Source organism: Streptomyces sp. NBC_00224 (assembly GCF_041435195.1).
Lineage (GTDB): Bacteria > Actinomycetota > Actinomycetes > Streptomycetales > Streptomycetaceae > Streptomyces.
In genome coordinates this window covers 1,369,926-1,386,160 of sequence record NZ_CP108106.1, presented here as the reverse complement: position 1 = coordinate 1,386,160, position 16,235 = coordinate 1,369,926, and the positions used below count along the sequence as shown (strand labels likewise).

22 protein-coding genes and 1 pseudogene are annotated in these 16,235 nt (G+C 72.2%); 8 read left to right on the top strand and 15 right to left on the bottom strand.

The genetic code is table 11. The annotated features are described in order from the left end of the window. Window positions 1-20: 20 nt before the first annotated feature. Both OG965_RS06175 and OG965_RS06170 read right to left on the bottom strand, forming a co-directional pair. A complete protein-coding gene (locus tag OG965_RS06175; RefSeq protein WP_371649941.1) occupies window positions 21-797 on the bottom strand; it encodes a vWA domain-containing protein in 777 nt (258 codons plus the stop codon). Window positions 798-967: 170 nt separating this feature from the next. Further along, on the bottom strand, window positions 968-2,491 hold the full coding sequence (locus OG965_RS06170; protein WP_371649939.1) for a chitinase: 1,524 nt from the start codon (window positions 2,489-2,491) through the stop codon (window positions 968-970). 336 nt (window positions 2,492-2,827) lie between these two features. Here OG965_RS06170 and OG965_RS06165 point away from each other — a divergent pair, with 336 nt between their 5' ends. After that, a complete protein-coding gene (locus OG965_RS06165; RefSeq protein ID WP_371649937.1) occupies window positions 2,828-3,190 on the top strand; it encodes a cupin domain-containing protein in 363 nt (120 codons plus the stop codon). A 147-nt stretch (window positions 3,191-3,337) separates the two neighbouring features. Here OG965_RS06165 and OG965_RS06160 read toward each other — a convergent pair whose 3' ends face one another. After that, entirely contained in the window at window positions 3,338-3,610 is a 273-nt protein-coding gene (locus tag OG965_RS06160) for a DUF1876 domain-containing protein (protein WP_371649935.1), read from the bottom strand. A 130-nt stretch (window positions 3,611-3,740) separates the two neighbouring features. On the opposite strand from OG965_RS06160, the gene OG965_RS06155 reads away from it, so the two are divergent. From OG965_RS06155 to OG965_RS06145, 3 genes are all read left to right on the top strand, one after another. Beyond that, complete coding sequence (locus tag OG965_RS06155) at window positions 3,741-4,004, top strand: UBP-type zinc finger domain-containing protein (protein ID WP_371649933.1); 264 nt, start codon at window positions 3,741-3,743, stop codon at window positions 4,002-4,004. A 198-nt stretch (window positions 4,005-4,202) separates the two neighbouring features. Continuing rightward, window positions 4,203-4,895: an IclR family transcriptional regulator gene (locus OG965_RS06150; protein ID WP_371649931.1), complete on the top strand. Its 693-nt coding sequence runs from the start codon at window positions 4,203-4,205 to the stop codon at window positions 4,893-4,895. A gap of 80 nt (window positions 4,896-4,975) precedes the next feature. Then, complete coding sequence (locus OG965_RS06145; protein WP_371649929.1) at window positions 4,976-5,521, top strand: N-acetyltransferase family protein; 546 nt, start codon at window positions 4,976-4,978, stop codon at window positions 5,519-5,521. Between the two features lie 23 nt (window positions 5,522-5,544). On the opposite strand, the gene OG965_RS06140 is transcribed toward OG965_RS06145, so the two are convergent. Together OG965_RS06140 and OG965_RS06135 are read right to left on the bottom strand one after the other, a co-directional pair. Continuing rightward, complete coding sequence (locus OG965_RS06140; protein WP_371649927.1) at window positions 5,545-6,309, bottom strand: alpha/beta fold hydrolase; 765 nt, start codon at window positions 6,307-6,309, stop codon at window positions 5,545-5,547. Window positions 6,310-6,326: 17 nt separating this feature from the next. Next, window positions 6,327-6,509, bottom strand: a complete 183-nt coding sequence (locus OG965_RS06135) for a hypothetical protein (protein ID WP_371649925.1) — start codon at window positions 6,507-6,509, stop codon at window positions 6,327-6,329. Between the two features lie 180 nt (window positions 6,510-6,689). Between OG965_RS06135 and OG965_RS06130 the strand changes: the two genes are divergently transcribed. Further along, window positions 6,690-7,286 (top strand): TetR/AcrR family transcriptional regulator, encoded by a 597-nt coding sequence (locus tag OG965_RS06130; RefSeq protein WP_371656856.1) that lies wholly within the window; start codon window positions 6,690-6,692, stop codon window positions 7,284-7,286. Here OG965_RS06130 and OG965_RS06125 read toward each other — a convergent pair. Both OG965_RS06125 and OG965_RS06120 read right to left on the bottom strand, forming a co-directional pair. Continuing rightward, a complete protein-coding gene (locus OG965_RS06125; protein WP_371649923.1) occupies window positions 7,274-8,524 on the bottom strand; it encodes an MFS transporter in 1,251 nt (416 codons plus the stop codon). The genes OG965_RS06130 and OG965_RS06125 overlap by 13 nt on opposite strands. A gap of 93 nt (window positions 8,525-8,617) precedes the next feature. After that, window positions 8,618-8,845: a hypothetical protein gene (locus OG965_RS06120; RefSeq protein ID WP_371649921.1), complete on the bottom strand. Its 228-nt coding sequence runs from the start codon at window positions 8,843-8,845 to the stop codon at window positions 8,618-8,620. A gap of 134 nt (window positions 8,846-8,979) precedes the next feature. Between OG965_RS06120 and OG965_RS06115 the strand changes: the two genes are divergently transcribed. Continuing rightward, window positions 8,980-9,945, top strand: coding sequence for an LLM class F420-dependent oxidoreductase (locus OG965_RS06115; RefSeq protein WP_371649919.1), 966 nt, complete (start codon window positions 8,980-8,982; stop codon window positions 9,943-9,945). Between the two features lie 102 nt (window positions 9,946-10,047). Here OG965_RS06115 and OG965_RS06110 read toward each other — a convergent pair whose 3' ends face one another. From OG965_RS06110 to OG965_RS06085, 6 genes are read right to left on the bottom strand one after another with little or no spacing between them, the layout of a single operon-like run. Beyond that, the gene (locus tag OG965_RS06110) at window positions 10,048-11,796 is read right to left on the bottom strand and encodes a complex I subunit 5 family protein (protein ID WP_371649917.1); all 1,749 of its coding nucleotides are present in this window, start codon (window positions 11,794-11,796) and stop codon (window positions 10,048-10,050) included. Further along, window positions 11,793-12,140, bottom strand: coding sequence for a sodium:proton antiporter (locus OG965_RS06105; protein ID WP_371649915.1), 348 nt, complete (start codon window positions 12,138-12,140; stop codon window positions 11,793-11,795). The genes OG965_RS06110 and OG965_RS06105 overlap by 4 nt, the downstream gene beginning before the upstream one ends. A 22-nt stretch (window positions 12,141-12,162) precedes the next feature. Next, entirely contained in the window at window positions 12,163-12,921 is a 759-nt protein-coding gene (mbhE, locus tag OG965_RS06100; RefSeq protein ID WP_371649913.1) for a hydrogen gas-evolving membrane-bound hydrogenase subunit E, read from the bottom strand. After that, entirely contained in the window at window positions 12,918-13,178 is a 261-nt protein-coding gene (locus OG965_RS06095) for a Na(+)/H(+) antiporter subunit B (RefSeq protein ID WP_371649911.1), read from the bottom strand. The genes mbhE and OG965_RS06095 overlap by 4 nt, the downstream gene beginning before the upstream one ends. Further along, window positions 13,171-13,632: an MrpF/PhaF family protein gene (locus OG965_RS06090; protein WP_371649909.1), complete on the bottom strand. Its 462-nt coding sequence runs from the start codon at window positions 13,630-13,632 to the stop codon at window positions 13,171-13,173. The genes OG965_RS06095 and OG965_RS06090 overlap by 8 nt, the downstream gene beginning before the upstream one ends. Further along, complete coding sequence (locus OG965_RS06085) at window positions 13,629-13,805, bottom strand: hypothetical protein (RefSeq protein WP_371649907.1); 177 nt, start codon at window positions 13,803-13,805, stop codon at window positions 13,629-13,631. Before OG965_RS06085 ends, OG965_RS06090 begins: the two co-directional genes overlap by 4 nt. A gap of 406 nt (window positions 13,806-14,211) precedes the next feature. Here OG965_RS06085 and OG965_RS06080 point away from each other — a divergent pair. Further along, window positions 14,212-14,325: pseudogene (locus OG965_RS06080) on the top strand (protease); the annotation flags it as partial. Window positions 14,326-14,385: 60 nt separating this feature from the next. Beyond that, complete coding sequence (locus tag OG965_RS06075) at window positions 14,386-15,519, top strand: AI-2E family transporter (RefSeq protein ID WP_371649905.1); 1,134 nt, start codon at window positions 14,386-14,388, stop codon at window positions 15,517-15,519. A 21-nt stretch (window positions 15,520-15,540) separates the two neighbouring features. Here the strand turns inward: OG965_RS06075 and OG965_RS06070 are convergent, their stop codons facing one another. Both OG965_RS06070 and OG965_RS06065 read right to left on the bottom strand, forming a co-directional pair. After that, window positions 15,541-15,798: a DUF5133 domain-containing protein gene (locus OG965_RS06070; protein WP_371656855.1), complete on the bottom strand. Its 258-nt coding sequence runs from the start codon at window positions 15,796-15,798 to the stop codon at window positions 15,541-15,543. Window positions 15,799-16,056: 258 nt separating this feature from the next. Beyond that, a complete protein-coding gene (locus OG965_RS06065; RefSeq protein WP_371649903.1) occupies window positions 16,057-16,227 on the bottom strand; it encodes a hydrophobic protein in 171 nt (56 codons plus the stop codon). Between the last annotated feature and the right edge of the window lie 8 nt (window positions 16,228-16,235).

Below are 16,235 nucleotides of genomic sequence, written 5' to 3'. Positions count from 1 at the left end.
AGATGTGAGGAAGCACACCGTCACAGGTTGCGGGCGATCGTGCTGATGACCTCGTCCAGGGCGATCTCCTTGAGCCCGGTGCCCGCCACCGAGGGGACGAACAGGGTCTTGTCCCAGGTCTCCGCGATGTCGCGCCACGGTTTCTGCTCCGGCGCGAAGATCAGCAGTCGTTTGGCGGACTGGTCCATCACGGCGCCGTCCTGGCCCTCGCGGCCCCACTGGTCGTGGAGTTCGTCCAGGCTGCGCGGGTAGACGTCGTAGTCCTCGGGGGAGGCGGACGACCCGGACCTGCGTCGGGACGACCACCACGGCGGCCGGTCCGAGGGGGACTTGGCGGCGCGCCGACGAGGGGTGTGTCTGCCCAGGGGGTGGGCCGGCGCGTCGGTGAAGAGGACGACGATGTGCCGCCGGTCGCCGTTCGACTCGTTCCGCGCCGACCAGGGCGACCGGACCGCGAGTGCGAGCGCTTCGAGCCCCGACTCGGGGACGTCGCCCCCGCCGGTCGCCTTGAGCCCCGCGATGAACTCCGCGAACTGCGCGGTCTGTTCGGGCAGGTCCAGGAACGACGTGCGCTCGATCGCGCGGTCGCGGTCCGCGCCGAAGTCGCGGAAGGCGATCACCCGTAACCGCATGCGGCCGATGTCCATCCCGCGCCGGGCCATCACGGCCTTCAGCCGCCCGTGGAAGGACAGCGCCCCTTCCTTCACCTGTTTCAGGACCGGGGACATGCTGCCCGTCACATCGATGCAGAGCACGACGTCCACGGCCCAGCCGTCTGTCGCCGGAGCGTCCGGCATCGCCCCACCCCCGCCGCCGAGTCGCCCGCGCCGTTGCGCGGACATCAGGCTAAAAGGGTGTGGGAGGAGGCGGCGGTTTGGGAAGGGTGTGTGCGCAACGTGGTTGCCCGACGGGGTGGTGTCCGGCACGGGACTCCGTACCGGACACCACCCCATCACGCGCGCTGAGCTCAGCAGGCCCCCAGGTCCTGCCAGACACCCCACTCACCGGTGGTGCCGGGCTCCTCGCCCTGCGTCCACCACTTGGCCTTCCAGTTGTGGCTCTTGTGCGACACCTGCATCCCGCCGGTGTAGACGGACGTGGCGTTCCACGCGGTGGCCGTGCACTGGTGGCCGTTCCCGCCGGTGATGGTCAGGGTGTACGTGGCCGAGTGAGCGGCGGAGGCGTTGGAGCCGGTCACGGTGAGGGTGTACGTGCCCGACACGGCCGCCGAGGTCGTCGACACCGTCAGCGTGGACGAGCCGCCCGCCGTCACCGAGGTGGGGCTGAGCGAGGCGGTGACACCGGCCGGGGCGCCGCCGACGGTGAGGTTCACGGACTGCGCCTGGCCCGCCGTGACCGCCGTCTTGACCGTGGTGGTGGCCGAACTGCCCGCCGCCACCGAGCCGGTGGCGGGCGAGGCCGTCACCGAGAAGTCATTGGCGGGAGCGGTGGTACCCGAGGTGAAGGGTTCGAAGATGTGGCTGAAGTCCCAGGTGTTCTGCTGGATGCCGGAGCAGTTGTCCGCGGCCGCGCCGCCGGGGCAGCCGCCGTTGTCGCGCTGGAGCGCCCAGAACGAGAGGGTGTTGATGCCCTTGGAGACCGCCCAGTTGTAGACCTGGGTGGCGTTGGCCAGGGTGAACGTCTCGGCGGGCCCGAAGTCGTCGACGCCCGGCATCTCGGTGATGCCGATCATGCCCCACAGCTGGGCCGAGGTCTTGCCGGGGTACAGCTGGGCGAGCTGGTTGTACAGCCCCTGGGCCGCCGTCTGGGTGTCGTTGGCCATGTTGTGGGAGGCGTTGTCGTAGTAGTCGAACGTCATGATGTTGGCGACGTCGACGCGCGCCCCGTTGCTCACCGCGTTGCGGAGCACGGCGAGGCCACTGGAGGCGAGACCCGAGGTGGTGGTGGGGAGGGTGTACGAGATCTCGATCTTGCGGCCGTTGGCCGCCGCCCAGTCCTGGACCTGCTTGATCGCCTTGTTGCGCCGGTCGATTCCGGCGCTGTTGTCCAGCGAGTCGACCTCGATGTCCATGTCGAGGCGGGAGAGGTCGTAGGTCGTGATGACCTTCTCGTACGCGGCGGCGATCTGGCCGACGTCGGTGCAGCTGTCGGCGATCTCGGTGCCGGTGGTGTCCGCGGTGTAGCCGCCGAAGGAGGGGATGACGTCCCCGCCGTTGGCCTGGATGGTCCTGATGTCGCTGCCGAAGGTGGACGAGGCGATCGGCATACCGCTGTTGCCGTTCCAGTACGGCGTACAGGAGCCCTTGGACGCCGTCTGGATGAACGCCATCGTCAGGTGCTTCGCGCCGGACTGCGCGGCAAGGGCGGCGGGGCTCTCGCCGGTCCAGGCCTCGAAGTAGGGGGCGAAGACATGGGCCGGCAGGGGGGTCGCGGCCTGGGCGGAGCCGCCGCCGAGCACGGCGAGACCCGCCGTGGCCACGGCGGTGACGGTCGCGGTCAGGACCGCGCGGAGGGTACGCATGCGTCTCATGTCCGTCCAAGGTGTGAGGGGGGCGTCCGCCAATTCCCGTGGGGCGCAGCGGTGTTGGATATGGGATATCTCCGTGATCAGAGACATGTCAATGGACTGGACCAAAACAGGACTAGACCAATTTCGGGGGACGGGTGGCTGCGGCGTTGGTCACGGGGGATGCGGCGCACTGGACCACTGGCCGTGGGAATTTCGGGGGAGGCGGGCGGTGCGGGGGCGGGGCGGGGCCCGGCGGCGTCACCCGTACGGCCCATGCCGTTCGCAGCCCCCCGCCGCCGTGGGTACGTTCGGACCGTCGATCGTTCACCCCCACCCGCCGCCCAAGGAGAAGCGCTCATGGCCGGTCTCGTACGGAAGAGTTTCGATGCGCCGGAGGAGGTCCGTCCGTTCGAGGGCGGCAAGGGGCGCCTGGAGCTGGTCAACGTGGGCGGGGGGCAGGTCGGCCGGGCCACGTTCGAGCCAGGCTGGAAGTGGTCAGAGCACGTCAAGCCGATCGCGCAGACCGACAGCTGTCTGGTCGCCCACGCGGCCTATGTCGTCTCCGGCCGTATGAAAGTCGTCATGAACGACGGCCAGGAAGAGGACTTCGGCCCCGGCGACTACATGAACATCGCGCCCGGCCACGACGCCTGGGTCCTCGGCGACGACCCGTGCGTCGTCGTCGACTGGATGGGCTTCTCGGACTACGCGAAGAGGTAGCCGCACGCACCCCACGCGCATACGCACCGCGCCCCCTCCACCAGGAGGGGGCGCGGCGCGTCGCGACTGCCGTGCGAACGGCCGGTTTCCGTCTGTCCGTCACCGTGGCCCGCCGTAAGTAGCCGGGGCAGGCGGTCGGCGGCACCGTCAGCGGTTCAGCGGGCGGGACCGGCGCCCCGATGCCTCGTCTATCTCGATGTGGGCCTTCTGCAACAGCTGGGACGCGAGGTCCATCAGGACCCGCGAGCCCGCGATCTCCTCTCCGACCCGCAGTTGCTCGGGGTCCGAGGGGTGGCGCATGGCGTAGCCGTGCCCCTTCACCTCGGTGCCGTCACCGAGTCTGACCAGGCCCACGGCGCTGGTGCGGTCCCCGACCTCGGAGAACTCCAGCTCCACATGCCACCCGACGAGTGTGGTCATGACGGATCACCTCCAGGACTCACCCTTCGTACCTCCAGGGTCCCTCCGCGGCGCCCCGGCCGCGACGCGGGGCCGGGGTGCGGCGGCCGCCGGGCGTTCCTACCCTGGGTGCCAGACCCCGGAGGACGCGATGACCAGCAAGCCCGACCCGCATCTGGCCATGATCCGCGACGTGGTGCCCCGAACCCCGCAGGGCTGCGAGGACTGTCTGCGCCTGGGTTCCCCCTGGGTCCACCTGCGGCTCTGCCTCACGTGCGGCCACGTAGGCTGCTGCGACTCCTCCCCGCTGCGCCATGCCCGCGCGCACGCCGCGAGTGAGGAGCACCCCGTCGTGCGCTCCTTCGAACCCGGCGAGGACTGGCGCTGGTGCTTCGTCCACGACGCCCTCGTCTGACGCCGGGGCGCGGGCCGTCGACCATCCCACCACCTGGACAACGTGCCGCGCCATACCCAACGTTGGGGATACCGGGCGCCCGGCACCTGGTTCGACCATGGACGGGAGTCACGGCGACGGGGGGCGGCAGTGGAGTACGCACGGAGACCGGTTCGGCACGGGGAAGACGGGGGAGACGCCGGCGCGGCGGGGCGGGGGGTGCTGGAGGGCGCGTTCTCGCTGCTGGAGGCGCTGGCGCGGGTGGAGGAAGGGGGACTGAGCGAGCTGGCGGCCAGCGCGGGGCTGCCCAAGACCACCGTGCACCGCATGCTCGACCAGCTCGTGGCGCTGGACGCGGTGGAGCGCCGGTCGGGCCGGTACCGGATGGGACCGGCGATCGTCCGGCTTGGCCGGGCCTGGAGCCCCGACCGGCCGCTGCGCACGGCCGCCGCCGGGCCGCTGCGGCACCTCGCCGCGGCCACCCGCGCCAGTGTCAGCGTGACGGTGTCCGGCACTGGGAGCCCGCTGGTCGTGGCCGCGCTGCCCGGCGAAGTGGACGACGTCTTCCCGCTGCGGGCCGGTGCGGTCCTGCCGCCCGGGAGCGCAGCCGAGGTGGTCCTGGTGACGGCCGGACCGGCCACGGCGCCGCCCGAGGGCCACTGCGCCACGCGCTGGCGGCGACGTATCGAGGTGGCGCACGAGCAGGGCACGGCCATCGACTATTACGAAGCCGATGTGCTGGTGGCCTGTCTGGCGGCGCCCGTGCGCGCCCCGTCGGGAAAGGTCGTCGCCGCGCTCGCCGTGTCCGTCCTCGACCGCCGTCGGCTCGCCGAGGCGGGCGAACCGCTGCGCCGCGCGGCCCGCATGATCGGCGCGAATCTGGCACGGATGCCGCGGGCGTGGCAGCTCTGAGGCACGGGCGCGGTCGCCGCCGAAAACGGCGCCGCCGAAAATCGTGTGGGCCCGGCCCCGGACCGTGTTTCCATGACGCGGTGAAGAGCGAGAACACCGACCGGTCCGGCGCCCGCCCGACCCCGTACGTCCGCCCCCGAACGGATCGCGACCTCGACGCGTGCGTCGACGCGCTCGCCGCCGTCCACGAGCGCGACGGCTACCCGGTGAACTGGCCGGACCGCCCCGCCGACTGGCTCGCTCAGCCGTCGCTCCTCTCGGCCTGGGTGGCCGAGCTGGACGGCCGCGTCGCCGGTCATGTCGGTCTGTCGCTCAGCGGTACGGGGGATGTGGCGCCCGGTCTGTGGAGCGCCCGCGCGGGAGTGGGTCCGGATGCGACCGCCGTGGTCAGCCGGCTGTTCGTGGCTCCCGAGGCGCGCGGCCACGGGATCGGCGGGCTGCTGCTGGCCCGGGCGGTGAGCGAAGCCCAAGCTCGCGGTCTGCATCCGGTGCTCGACGTGGTGGCCTCGGACACCGCAGCGACGGCGCTGTACGAACGCCTGGGCTGGGAGCTGCTGGCCGAGGTTGAGCAGGAGTGGGGACCCCGGCAGACCGTGGCCGTCCGCTGCTACGCGGCGGGCGTCTGACGGCGCCGGGGTCCCACCCGGGCTCAGACCGCCGCGTACGTCTCGCGCAGGAAGTCGACGAGTATGCGGTTCACCTCGTCGGGGCGCTCCAGGTTGGGGAGATGACCGGCCCAGGAGAGTTCGAGGTGGCGGGCGTCGGCGAGCACACCGGTGAGGTGGACGGCGATCTGCCGGAAGTCCGCGAAGTCGTGGTCGCCGGAGACGAGCAGGGTGGGGGCCTTGATCGCGGAGAGGTCGGGCTCGACCTTGATCTGGCCGAACTCCTCCTCGGCGGCTATCTGGACGTCGAAGGCGTTGCGCTGCATCAGGCGCACCAGCTCCCGGGTGGCCTGGTCGGCGTCGGGGCCCACCCAGGCGTCCACGTTGAGGTCGGTCGCCCCGGCGATGTCGCCGGCCTCGATCAGCGCGTCCTCGCGGTCGCCGAACGCGTCGAGTTCGGCGGTGGGCTCGTGCCCGGCCAGCGCGGTGCAGAGCAGTCCCAGCGAGGCGACCTGCCCTGGCCAACGGGCCGCGATCTCCAGCGCGACCCGGCCGCCGCCGGACGCCGCGATCACCGCCGTGCGCTCGATGCCGAGCGCGTCCAGCAGGGCGACGACGTCCTCCGCGTTGTTGTACGGCCGGTCCGGCATGGGCGTCTGGCCGAAGCCGCGGAAGTCGCAGCGCACCACCTGGTAGCCGGCGCCGACGAGCGCCGACACCTGGGGGTCCCACATCCGCCGGTCGCAGACGGTGGAGTGGAGCAGGAGCACTGCGGGGCCGGTTCCGGCCACATCATGGGAAAGAGTCACCGCGTGACAGTAAACGATCACACCCGCGCCGTACACCCGTATTTCCCGGCCGCACGGGAGTCGGCCGGGTTCCGCGGCTCCGCCGTATCGTCACCCGCCGTGGGCAGCGTGGCAGCGGGCCACCAGAAGTCGTCTTCCCGGATGCCGTCCTCGGTGGCTGCGTCGATCTCCGGCTGTTCGCCGGTCAGGCGTCGAGTCATACCGTCAAGTGTGGCCGGTGGGGCGCCCGTTGAGGAGTCGATTTCTAGAACAGTTTTCTACAGATTGCTACGCTAGGGTTGCCGTCATGGCAGACAGCATCCCGATCGGTGCCCCCTGGGGCGCCCCCAGCGCCCGAGGCCGACGCGGCGGGCACGGTACGCACCGAGCGGGGCACGGTCATGTCGCCTAGGCAGCAGCGCGGTGAGGTCACCGTCGACCGCCTGCTGACCGCCGCGTTGCGGGTGTTCGCCGAGTCGGGCCAGCAGGGATTCACCGTCAGTGCCGTCACGCGTGCCAGCGGGGTCAGCCTCGGCAGCCTCTACCACCACTTCGGCAGCTTCGACGGTCTCGCCGCCGCTCTCTACACCCGGTGCATGGAGCAGCTGTTCGACGAGATGACCGCCGTGCTCACCCGGGCCCGCACTGCCCGCACCGGCATCCGCGCGCTCGTCCAGTGCTATCTGCGCTTCACCGAAGAGCACCCGGACGTCGCCCTCTTCCTGCACGCCTCCGCCTACTCCGGCTACCTCGCCGCCCACGCCGACGAGATCCGCAGGGTCAAGGCGAACAAGCTGGCGGCCATCGCGGCCTGGCTGGGCCCCCGAGTCGAGGCCGGCGAGATCGCACCCCTCCCCTCGCCCCTGATCGACGTCCTCATCCTCGGGCCCCCGGCCGAAACCGCACGCCGCTGGCTGTCCAGTACGTACGACATCGACCTGGCCCAGGCGTACCGGATCCTGCCCGACCGGGTCTGGCGCTCGCTTCAGCCGGACTGACCGGAGGGGACCCGGGTGGGGGCCGCGGCGAGGGGGGCCGCTCGGCGCGCGCTCCTGAGCGTCGCGGGCCCCATCGCGTACGAGGCCACCAGGATCATCCCGCCGAGCAGCAGCCACCCCGGGCTGCCCCAGTCCACCAGGAGCGCGGTCAGCAGGAGCGGGCCCAGGGTGCGGGCGACGGTGACGCCGGTGCCGAACAGGCCCTGGTACTCGCCGATCCGGTCGGCCGGGGCCAGGTCGAAGCCGATCTGCCAGGAGCCCGCCGAGTGCAGCATCTCGGCCACGACCAGGAGCACCGAGCCACCGACGAGCGCCGCGGTGGCCACCCACGGTTCGTCGCCCGCGGCGGACAGCGCGAAGACCGCGCAGGCCGCCAGCATCACCGCGCCGGAGCGGCGCACGGCCCGCACGGCGCTCGCAAGTCCCTTGACGTTCCGGGCCGTTCGGACCTGGAAGAGCATCACCGCACCGGTGTTGAGTACGAACAGCGCCGATACCAGCCAGGCCGGTGCGGCCGTGCGCTGAGTGATCCACAGCGGAATCCCCAGGCTGAGCAGCGGCATCCGCAGGAGCAGCACGGTGTTGAGGAGGGCGACGACGACGTACGGGCGGTCCTTGAGGACCGTCGGGCCGCCGCGCTCGCCGCCGGGTGACGGCACGGGCGCGACCCGGGGGAGTCGCGTCAGCAGCAGTGCGCACACCAGGAAGCTCGCCGCGTCCAGGGCGAAGACCGTGAGGTACGCGCCGGTCGTGCCGGAGTGCAGGGCCACGCCCCCGAGCGCCGCGCCCACGGCGAGCCCCGCGTTGAGCGTGGCCTGGAGGCGCGCCAGCGTCGCGGTCCGCTCCGTTTCGGCCACCAGTCCGGCGAGGAGCGACTGACGGGCCGCCGACAGCCCCGACTGGGCGGTGGCGTAGAGGCAGGCGGCCAGGAGGAACGGTACGAAGGAGCGTACGACCAGGAACGACGCCACCGCCGCGCTGGTCGCCAGGGCCAGCAGCACCGCCGTCCCCCGGGGCCCGCGCCGGTCCGCGAGCCGTCCGAGCGGTACGCCCGCGACCGAGCCGACCGCCCAGGCGAGGGTCAGCCCCAGGCCGATGCGCGCCGGGGCGAGGCCGACGACGCGTGTGAAGTACAGGGCGGAGGTGACGAGGTACGCGCCGTCGCCCACGGAATTGGTCAGTTGGGCCAGCGCGAGAAGGCGCCGGGGGCCTGCGGGAGACACCGCTCTGGTCGTCATGGACTGGACACTATGGCCCAGGTGGCTCCTTCCTCTGGTCCATTTCGCATGGATGAGAGTGGGCCAATCGCCGACCTCCGGGGTGCCGGTGGATCACGCCGCGTCGCGGGGCCTGCGGCGGTGCCGGGCGACGGGGCCGGCTTCGGTGTGCGGCACGGGCCGCAGGGGCGGGGCCTTGGTGCCGCCCTTCGGTACGGCGTGCAGATGGCGCCCGCGCTTTCGTACCGCCTCGGGCTCGCCGAACATGCGTTCCTCGTAGCGCGCGAGGGCGAGCAGCGCGCCCAGCATCAGGGGCGGGATCAGCAGGGCCACGATGACCACGACGACTCCTCAAGGGCGAACGGGTCCACTGGACCGCGTAGCCCCATACGCGCATCGAAAACATCGAGGTGGCGGGGAGGGGAGGGCGACGAAAGTGATGTTTTTGATTCGAGGAGCCAGGCAATGGGTGAAATATGGTGCAAATCGGCTACACGATGATGACCGAGCAGACCGGTCCCCGTGCCCTCGTCTCCGACCTGGTCGCCGCGGAGCGCGCGGGCTTCGACTTCTCCGTCACCTCCGACCACTACTTCCCCTGGCTGGAATCCCAGGGACACGCGTCGTACGCGTGGAGCGTGCTCGGCGCGGCCGCCCAGGCCACCACGCGGATTCCGCTGATGACGTACGTGACCTGCCCGACGGTCCGCTACCACCCCGTCGTCGTCGCCCAGAAGGCGGCGACGATGCAGCTGCTGTCCCAGGGGAGGTTCCGCCTCGGCCTGGGCTCCGGGGAGAACCTCAACGAGCACGTGGTGGGCGCCGGATGGCCCTCTCCGCAGGTCCGCCTGGAGATGCTGGACGAGGCCGTCGACGTCATCCGCGCCCTCTTCGAAGGCGGCAACGTCAACCACCAGGGCGCCTTCTTCGACGTGGCGAACGCACGGCTGTGGGATCTGCCGGACGAGCTGCCGCCCATCGGGATCGCCGTCTCCGGCGAGCGCTCCTGCGCGATCGCGGGCCGCTCCGCCGACCTCGTCATCGCCACCGAGCCCAAGTCGGAGCTGCTCGACGCCTTCGACCGGCACGGCGGCGGCGGAAAGCCCCGCGTGGGCCAGCTGCCCGTCTGCTACGACACCGACCGGGACGCGGCGATCGCCCGCGCGCACGACCAGTTCCGCTGGTTCGGCGGCGGCTGGCCGGTGAACGCGGAGCTCCCCGGGCCGTCGGGCTTCGAGGGCGCCACTCGGTACGTCACACCGCAGGACGTGGCGAAGGCCATCCCGTGCGGCGACGACGTCACCGCCTTCGTCGACGCCGTACGGCCGTTCGTCGAGGCGGGCTTCACCGAGGTCGCCCTCGTCCAGATCGGCGGAGAGCATCAACTCCCCTTCATCCACTGGGCCGAGACGAAGCTGATGCCCGCCCTGCGCGAGCTGTGACGCCGCCTCGGCGTCGAGCCGGGCCCCGGCATCGAACGGGGAGCCGGATGCGAGCCGCAGTGGGGTACCCGCCCGGCCTCCCCCCATGTCCGCGCGTCGCGGTCAGCCCGTGAGGATGCCCGGCAGCGCCAGCGCGCCGAGCAGGGCGGTGCCCGCCAGGAGCCAGGCGACGTAGTCGCCGAAGTGGCCGGAGTGCAGCCGCCGCAGCGGCTCCGTCCAGCGGTACGGTTCGCGGCGCGCCGGGCCGCGTACGGCCGCCGCGGCGAGGCCCGCCGCCAGCACCGCCGAGACGAGCCCGAGGACCACGCCGGGCGGGTTCCAGTGCGGCGCGTGGTGCTCCTGCACGCCGAACGCCCGGCCGGTCGCCTCCGCCAGGCCCGGCACAAGACCCGGCGCCAGCGACCCGGCGAGCAGCGCCGCGGGCACCCCGATCATGGTGGCGGGCACCCGGCCGATCCGGCCCTCGGTCTCCGGCTCCTCGCCCTCGCCGCTGGTCCCGTAGGCCGGTTCGCTCAGGGGCGGGGGCCCCAGGCCGAGGAACACCCGGGCGGCCACCCTGAGCACGGCGCCCGCGGTGATGGCCGAAACGGCGACGAACAGTACGGTGAAGCCGCCGCCCGCCGCCTCCTCCGCGACCGACTTGCCCAGTCCCGTGCCGAACGGCGGCAGTCCGGCGAGGGCCAGCGCCCCCACCGTGAACAGTGCCGCGACGACCGGCAACTTCCGGGCGCAGCCGTGCAGTTCGTGCTCGTCGACGCTGCCGTAGCGGTCGAGCAGGATGCCGGTGCAGGCGAACAGAGCCGCCTTCGCGCCCGCGTGGCCCAGGACGTACAGCGCCACCCCGCCGCTCGCCTCCGGCCGCAGCAGGCCGATGCCGATGAGGAAGAGCCCGGTGTGGGCGACGGTCGAGTAGGCGAGCAGGCGCTTGATGTGGCGCTGCTGCCAGCACATGACCGCGCCGACCAGCGCGGTCAGCGTGCCGAGTACGACCAGGGCGCGCTCGGCGTCCGGGCCGGGCAGCCCGCCCGGTCCCGCGAAGACGGTGGTGTACACCCGCCAGGTGCCGTACACCCCCAGCTCCACCATGACCCCGGACAGCAGCATGCACACGGGCGTCGGCGCGACCGCGTGCGCGTCGGGCAGCCAGAAGTGGAACGGCGCGGCGGCCGCCTTCACCAGGAGGCCGGTCAGGACGAGGGCGAAGGCGGCCAGGGTCAGTGCGTCCGGCCCGCCCTGCGCGTCCAGGCGCGCCCCGATCTGCCGCATGCCGAGTTCGCCGGTGCGGGCGTAGAGCAGCACGATGCCGGTCAGCGTGGCGTACGCGCCCAACGAGTTGACCACCCCGAAGGTGAGCGCGCCCTGGACGGCCTTGGCCTCCTCGACGCGGTAGCCGGTCAGCGCGTACGCCACCACGCTCATCAGCTCGAAGAAGACGAACGCGTTGAAGAGGTCACCGGTGAGCGCGAAGCCGCACATGCCCGCCTGGAAGAGCAGGACGAGCGCCGGGAAGGAGCCCGCGTGGCGCCGCGGCGGCTCGTCGAAGTAGTGCCAGGAGTAGACGAGCACGGCGACGACGAGGACGGAGACCAGGGCGGCGAGCCCGGTGCCGGGGCCGTCCCCGACCAGGACGATGCCGACGCTCGCCCCGTCCTCGGGGCGCCGGCCGCCGACCCACTCCTCGGCGCCGGGCGAGGAGTGGACGAGCAGGACGACGGCGAGTACGGCCGTCGCCGCCGCGGTGCAGGCGCCGATCGACTCGGCGGCGACCCGCGGCAGTCTGCGCCCGGCGGCCACCAGGACGGCGGCGCCGAGCAGCGGCAGGGCCACGACCAGCGGCAGCAGATGGTTCATCCGCGCAGCTCGGAGAGCTCGTCGGGATCCACCGTGCCGTGGCGTTTGGCCACCTGCATCACCAGCGCGAGCAGCAGCGCGGTCACCGTCGCCCCGACCACGACGTCGGTGAGGGCCAGCGCCTGCACCACGGGGTCCACGACCGGCCGTGAGCCCGGTGCCAGGTCGGAGTGGACCGGCGCCGTGGCGCCGTGGCGGTAGCCCACGGCGAGCAGCAGGACGTACGTGGAGGACTGGCAGACCGCCAGACAGCCCACCGCGTGGACCAGATGGCGGCTGGTGGCGAGGCCGTAGCAGCCCGCCAGGAAGATCCAGCCGGCCACCAGATACGGCAGTACGGACATCACCGCGCGCTCGCGCCCCCGTTCATTCCGCTCGTCCCTTCCCGGTTCCGGTGCTCTTCTCGATCTCCACGGCCTGGTCGAGGAAGCGGGCGAGCAGCACCACCACCGCACAGCCCACCTCCATGCCGACCGCCGCGTTCAACAGAGGCACGGTCCCGCCCGACGCCAGGGTGTTGAACGTGCCGTACGGCAGCAGGGTGTTGGCGAGGAACGCGGAGCCGCCGACGAGTCCCGCGACGCCGAGGATCAGATACGCCGCCTCGCCCGCCGCGTCCCCGACCTCGTACAGGCCGACCGGCCGGATCCGCTCCAGGGCGCGGTAGTCCGACCCGATGTAGAGCAGGTGCAGTGCGGTCGCCACGACCACGCCGCCCTGGAAGCCGCCGCCCGGGCTCAGCTGTCCGTGCGCGATGACATAGAGCCCGGTCAGCAGCGCGACCGGGAGCATGATGAGGGCGTAGCGGCGGACGGGGGCGGCGACCTTCTCGGGGGCGGGGCGCACATGGCGCTCGTCGCGGGTCTGGCGCAGCAGGACGACGGTCCCGAGCACCGCGGCGAACAGGATGGTCTCCTCGCCCAGGGTGTCGAAGGCCCGCTGGTCGAAGTTGACGGACGCGATGGTGTTGGAGGTGCGGCGGGCGAGGGAGGCCTTGACGGCGCGGTCCCCGTAAGGGTGGATGTCGCCGCCGAAGCCCGGCAGTTGGAGATACGCGGCCGCGAGCAGCGCGGCCACGCCGAGGCCGCCCACGGCCAGCACCCACATCCGCAGCCGCCGGCTCACCGGCCGCCGTCCTTTTCCCGGCCCCGGCGGCGGACTTTGCGTACGGACAGCAGGATCAGCAGCGGGGTGAGCGCCGAGCCCACCGCGAGCTGCGACAGGGCCACGTCCGGTGCCTGCAGAACGGTGAACAGGACGGCAAGGGCGAGCCCGAGCACCGCGAGCACCAGTGCCTGGCGGGCCGGGTCGCGGACCGCCACCGCCGCGGTCGCCGCCACGGCGACGAGGAGCAGCGCGAGGACGGTGAGCACATCAGCCATGGGACCCCGCCTCCGCGCTCTGGTAACCGCCCGACACCGCCCGGGACGCGATGACGTTCCCGGCGACCAGGAGCGCCCCGGTCACCAGGAGTTTCACCATGGCCCGGCCCGGTCCCGTGGCCGCGCACACCGCCACGACCACCGCCGTGGTGGCGAGGGCGGCTGTCGCGGTCAGCACCCGGGTGTGCGGCGGACGGGGGGAGAGGTCGTCGGCGAGCAGCCGTGCGTACACCAGGGTGCCGACCGGGCCGAGCACGGCGAGCACCAGGGAGAGATCGGTGTACGACGGCCGCTGGTAGCCCTGGGCGAGCAGCAGCATGACCAGGCAGACGGCCGACGTGCCGAAGTTCTGGGCGACGACCCTGCGCCCCACCGGCCCGGACGCGACGGCCCACACCACCGGCCCGAACCCCGCCGCGAGCAGTACGGTCGCGGCCCACAGCCACCCGTTCACCGGTCGCTCATCGCCCGCCGGGCCGCGCAGGCCGCGAACGCCCCCAGCAGGGCGCACCCGGCCCCGACGAACCCTTCCAGGGCGTCGACCGTACTGATGAACACCAGCCACGCGGCCATCAGCAGTAGCCACCACGCGAGGAGTTCGGCGGTCACGGCCGCCGCTCGACCCATCCGTACATCACCTCGACAGCAGTCAGGAATCGGTGGGCACGCCCGGTCGGGCGCACCCGCGTCGCATGGAGTGCGCTCATGAAAGCACCGCGGGTACGCGGGCCGCCGACGGCGCGCGGCGCCACCGTGCACCACACCGCGCGCCTGGTCGCCCCGGCTCCTCCGGGCGAGCGGGTACCCGGCGGTCCGCCGGGCAATCCCCCGGAAGGCGGTGCCGGAGTTTCGCGAGAACCGGGAGGGGCATCCGGCTCCACGACACATCCGGGGCCGGGGCGGGGCACGCCGCGGCCCGTGTGCGGCGCGGTCCATGTGGCCGGATGCCCGGCGGTCGGAGATGCTCGGTCAAGAGACGGCGGACGGCCGGGTCCGCGTCCGCGCGCGGTGCGACGGGAAGGGAGCGCACGCCATGCAGGTGGCATTTCTCGTGGCGCCGGAGGGCGTCGAACAGGTGGAGCTGACCGAGCCGTGGGAGGCCGTCACCAAGGCGGACCACACGGCCAAGCTGGTGTCCACCGACAGCTTCTGCGACACGGTCCTGCGGACCCTGCGGGAAGGCACCGGTTGACCCCGCGGGTGCGCGATGACGTCCGTGGGACGTGACGGCGAGGACGGCCGCGAGCCGGAGCGGTCGGCCCCCGCGGAACCGGGGCCGACGGGCGAGCGTGCCCGGGGCGTGAGCAGGAAGGGCGTGGGCGGCCGGTCGTGGTTCGCCGTCGGCTTCTCGCTGGGCCTGGGAGCGACACTGGCGTGGCTGACGGTGCAGACCGTCCTGGAGGTCGGCAGCCTGCTCACGCTGCTGCTGCTCGCCGTGTTCCTCGCGCTCGCCCTCGAACCCGTCGTCGTGTGGCTCACCCGCCACCGGCTGCGCCGCGGCGGGGCCGTCGCGGTCGTCCTGGTCCTGCTGCTCGCGCTGTTCGCGGGGTTCCTGGCGCTGGTCGTACCGCCGGCAGCCGACGAGATCAACGCGCTGGTGAAGGCCGTTCCCGGCTGGCTGCGGGACCTGCACGACCACAACTCCACGCTGGGCCGGTTCGAGGACCGCTACCACCTGGTGGAGAAGGCCAAGCAGCAGTTCTCCTCCGGTGGGGCGGCCGGGCTCGCCGGCGGGCTGCTCGGCGCCGGAAAGTTCGTGGTCGGAGCGGTCACCTCGGCCGCCATCGTCATCGTCGTGACGGTGTACGTGATGGCCTTCCTGCCCTCGCTCAAACGGTTCTGCCTGCACTTCGTGGCGGCCCACAAACGCCCGCACGCCCAGGAGGTCACCGAGGAGGTCCTCAACCGCGTGGGGCGCTACATGCTCGGCAACGTGGCCACCTCGGTGATCGCCGGTGCGGCCACCTTCGTCTGGTGTGCGGTCACCGGCGTCCCCTACCCCGCGGCTCTCGGCGTCTTCATCGCACTGATGGACCTCATCCCCATCGTGGGCACCACCATCGGCGGCTTCGTCGTGAGCCTGGTCGCCCTGTCGGTGTCCCTGCCGGTCGCCCTGGCCACCGCGGGCTTCTACGTCGGGTTCCGGCTGGCCGAGGACTATCTGATCGTGCCCCGGGTCATGAAGTTCGCCGTCGACGTCCACCCGCTCGTCACGGTCGTGGGCGTACTCATCGGCGGGGCGCTGCTCGGCGTCATCGGCGCCCTGGTCGCCATCCCGGCCGCGGTCGCCATCGGCATCGTCCTGGACGAGCACGTCTTCTCCAGGACGGACGCGTCCTGACGTGCCTTTGGCCGGCGTGCGCTAGCTGGTCGGCGACGACGGGGGAGCGGCCGGGGCGAGGGGAGGGCGGGCCGCCGCGCGGGCGCGGCTGAGGTACCGCTCGGCGGCGTGCACCGCCTCGCGTGCCGTGCGCTCTCCCATGAGCACGCAGAGGGTGTACGCCGTGTCCTCGAAGCGTCTGCGCAGGACGGGCTCATGGGGCTGTGCCAGGACCGCGCGTTCGTGCGCCCGGTAGTGCGAGAGCAGCCGTGCGAGCGTCTGTTTGTCGGGCAGCAGCATCATGTCCTCCTGCACATGGTCGGGCCCCGGCCCACCCATCCTGACGGGGTCCGGGGACGTGCGCGAGCCGTAGTACTGCGCTCCGTGACGACCCGCCGGAACGGGGCCCGGCGGAGCGACTCCGCCGGGCCCCGCAGCGTCGGGAACCGCTTACTTCCTGAACGCCTTTTCCGAATTCGATGGTCACGTCCGAGCCCGACCGTCCAGTGGATTCTCAAACGTCCGCTTCGCACGCCGAGAATTCCCTGGGTACCGCATTCACCACCGGTACCAGCGGCTCCGGCGTCCACCGCCGGCGGCGGGACGCGCGACAAAGCCCACCAGCCACAGGACCAGTACGGCAATGGCGACCCACCACAGAACCTGGAGCGCGAAACCGGCGCCGAAGAGAAGCAGCGCGAGCAGCAGAACGACAAGAAGGGGAACCATGTTATGCA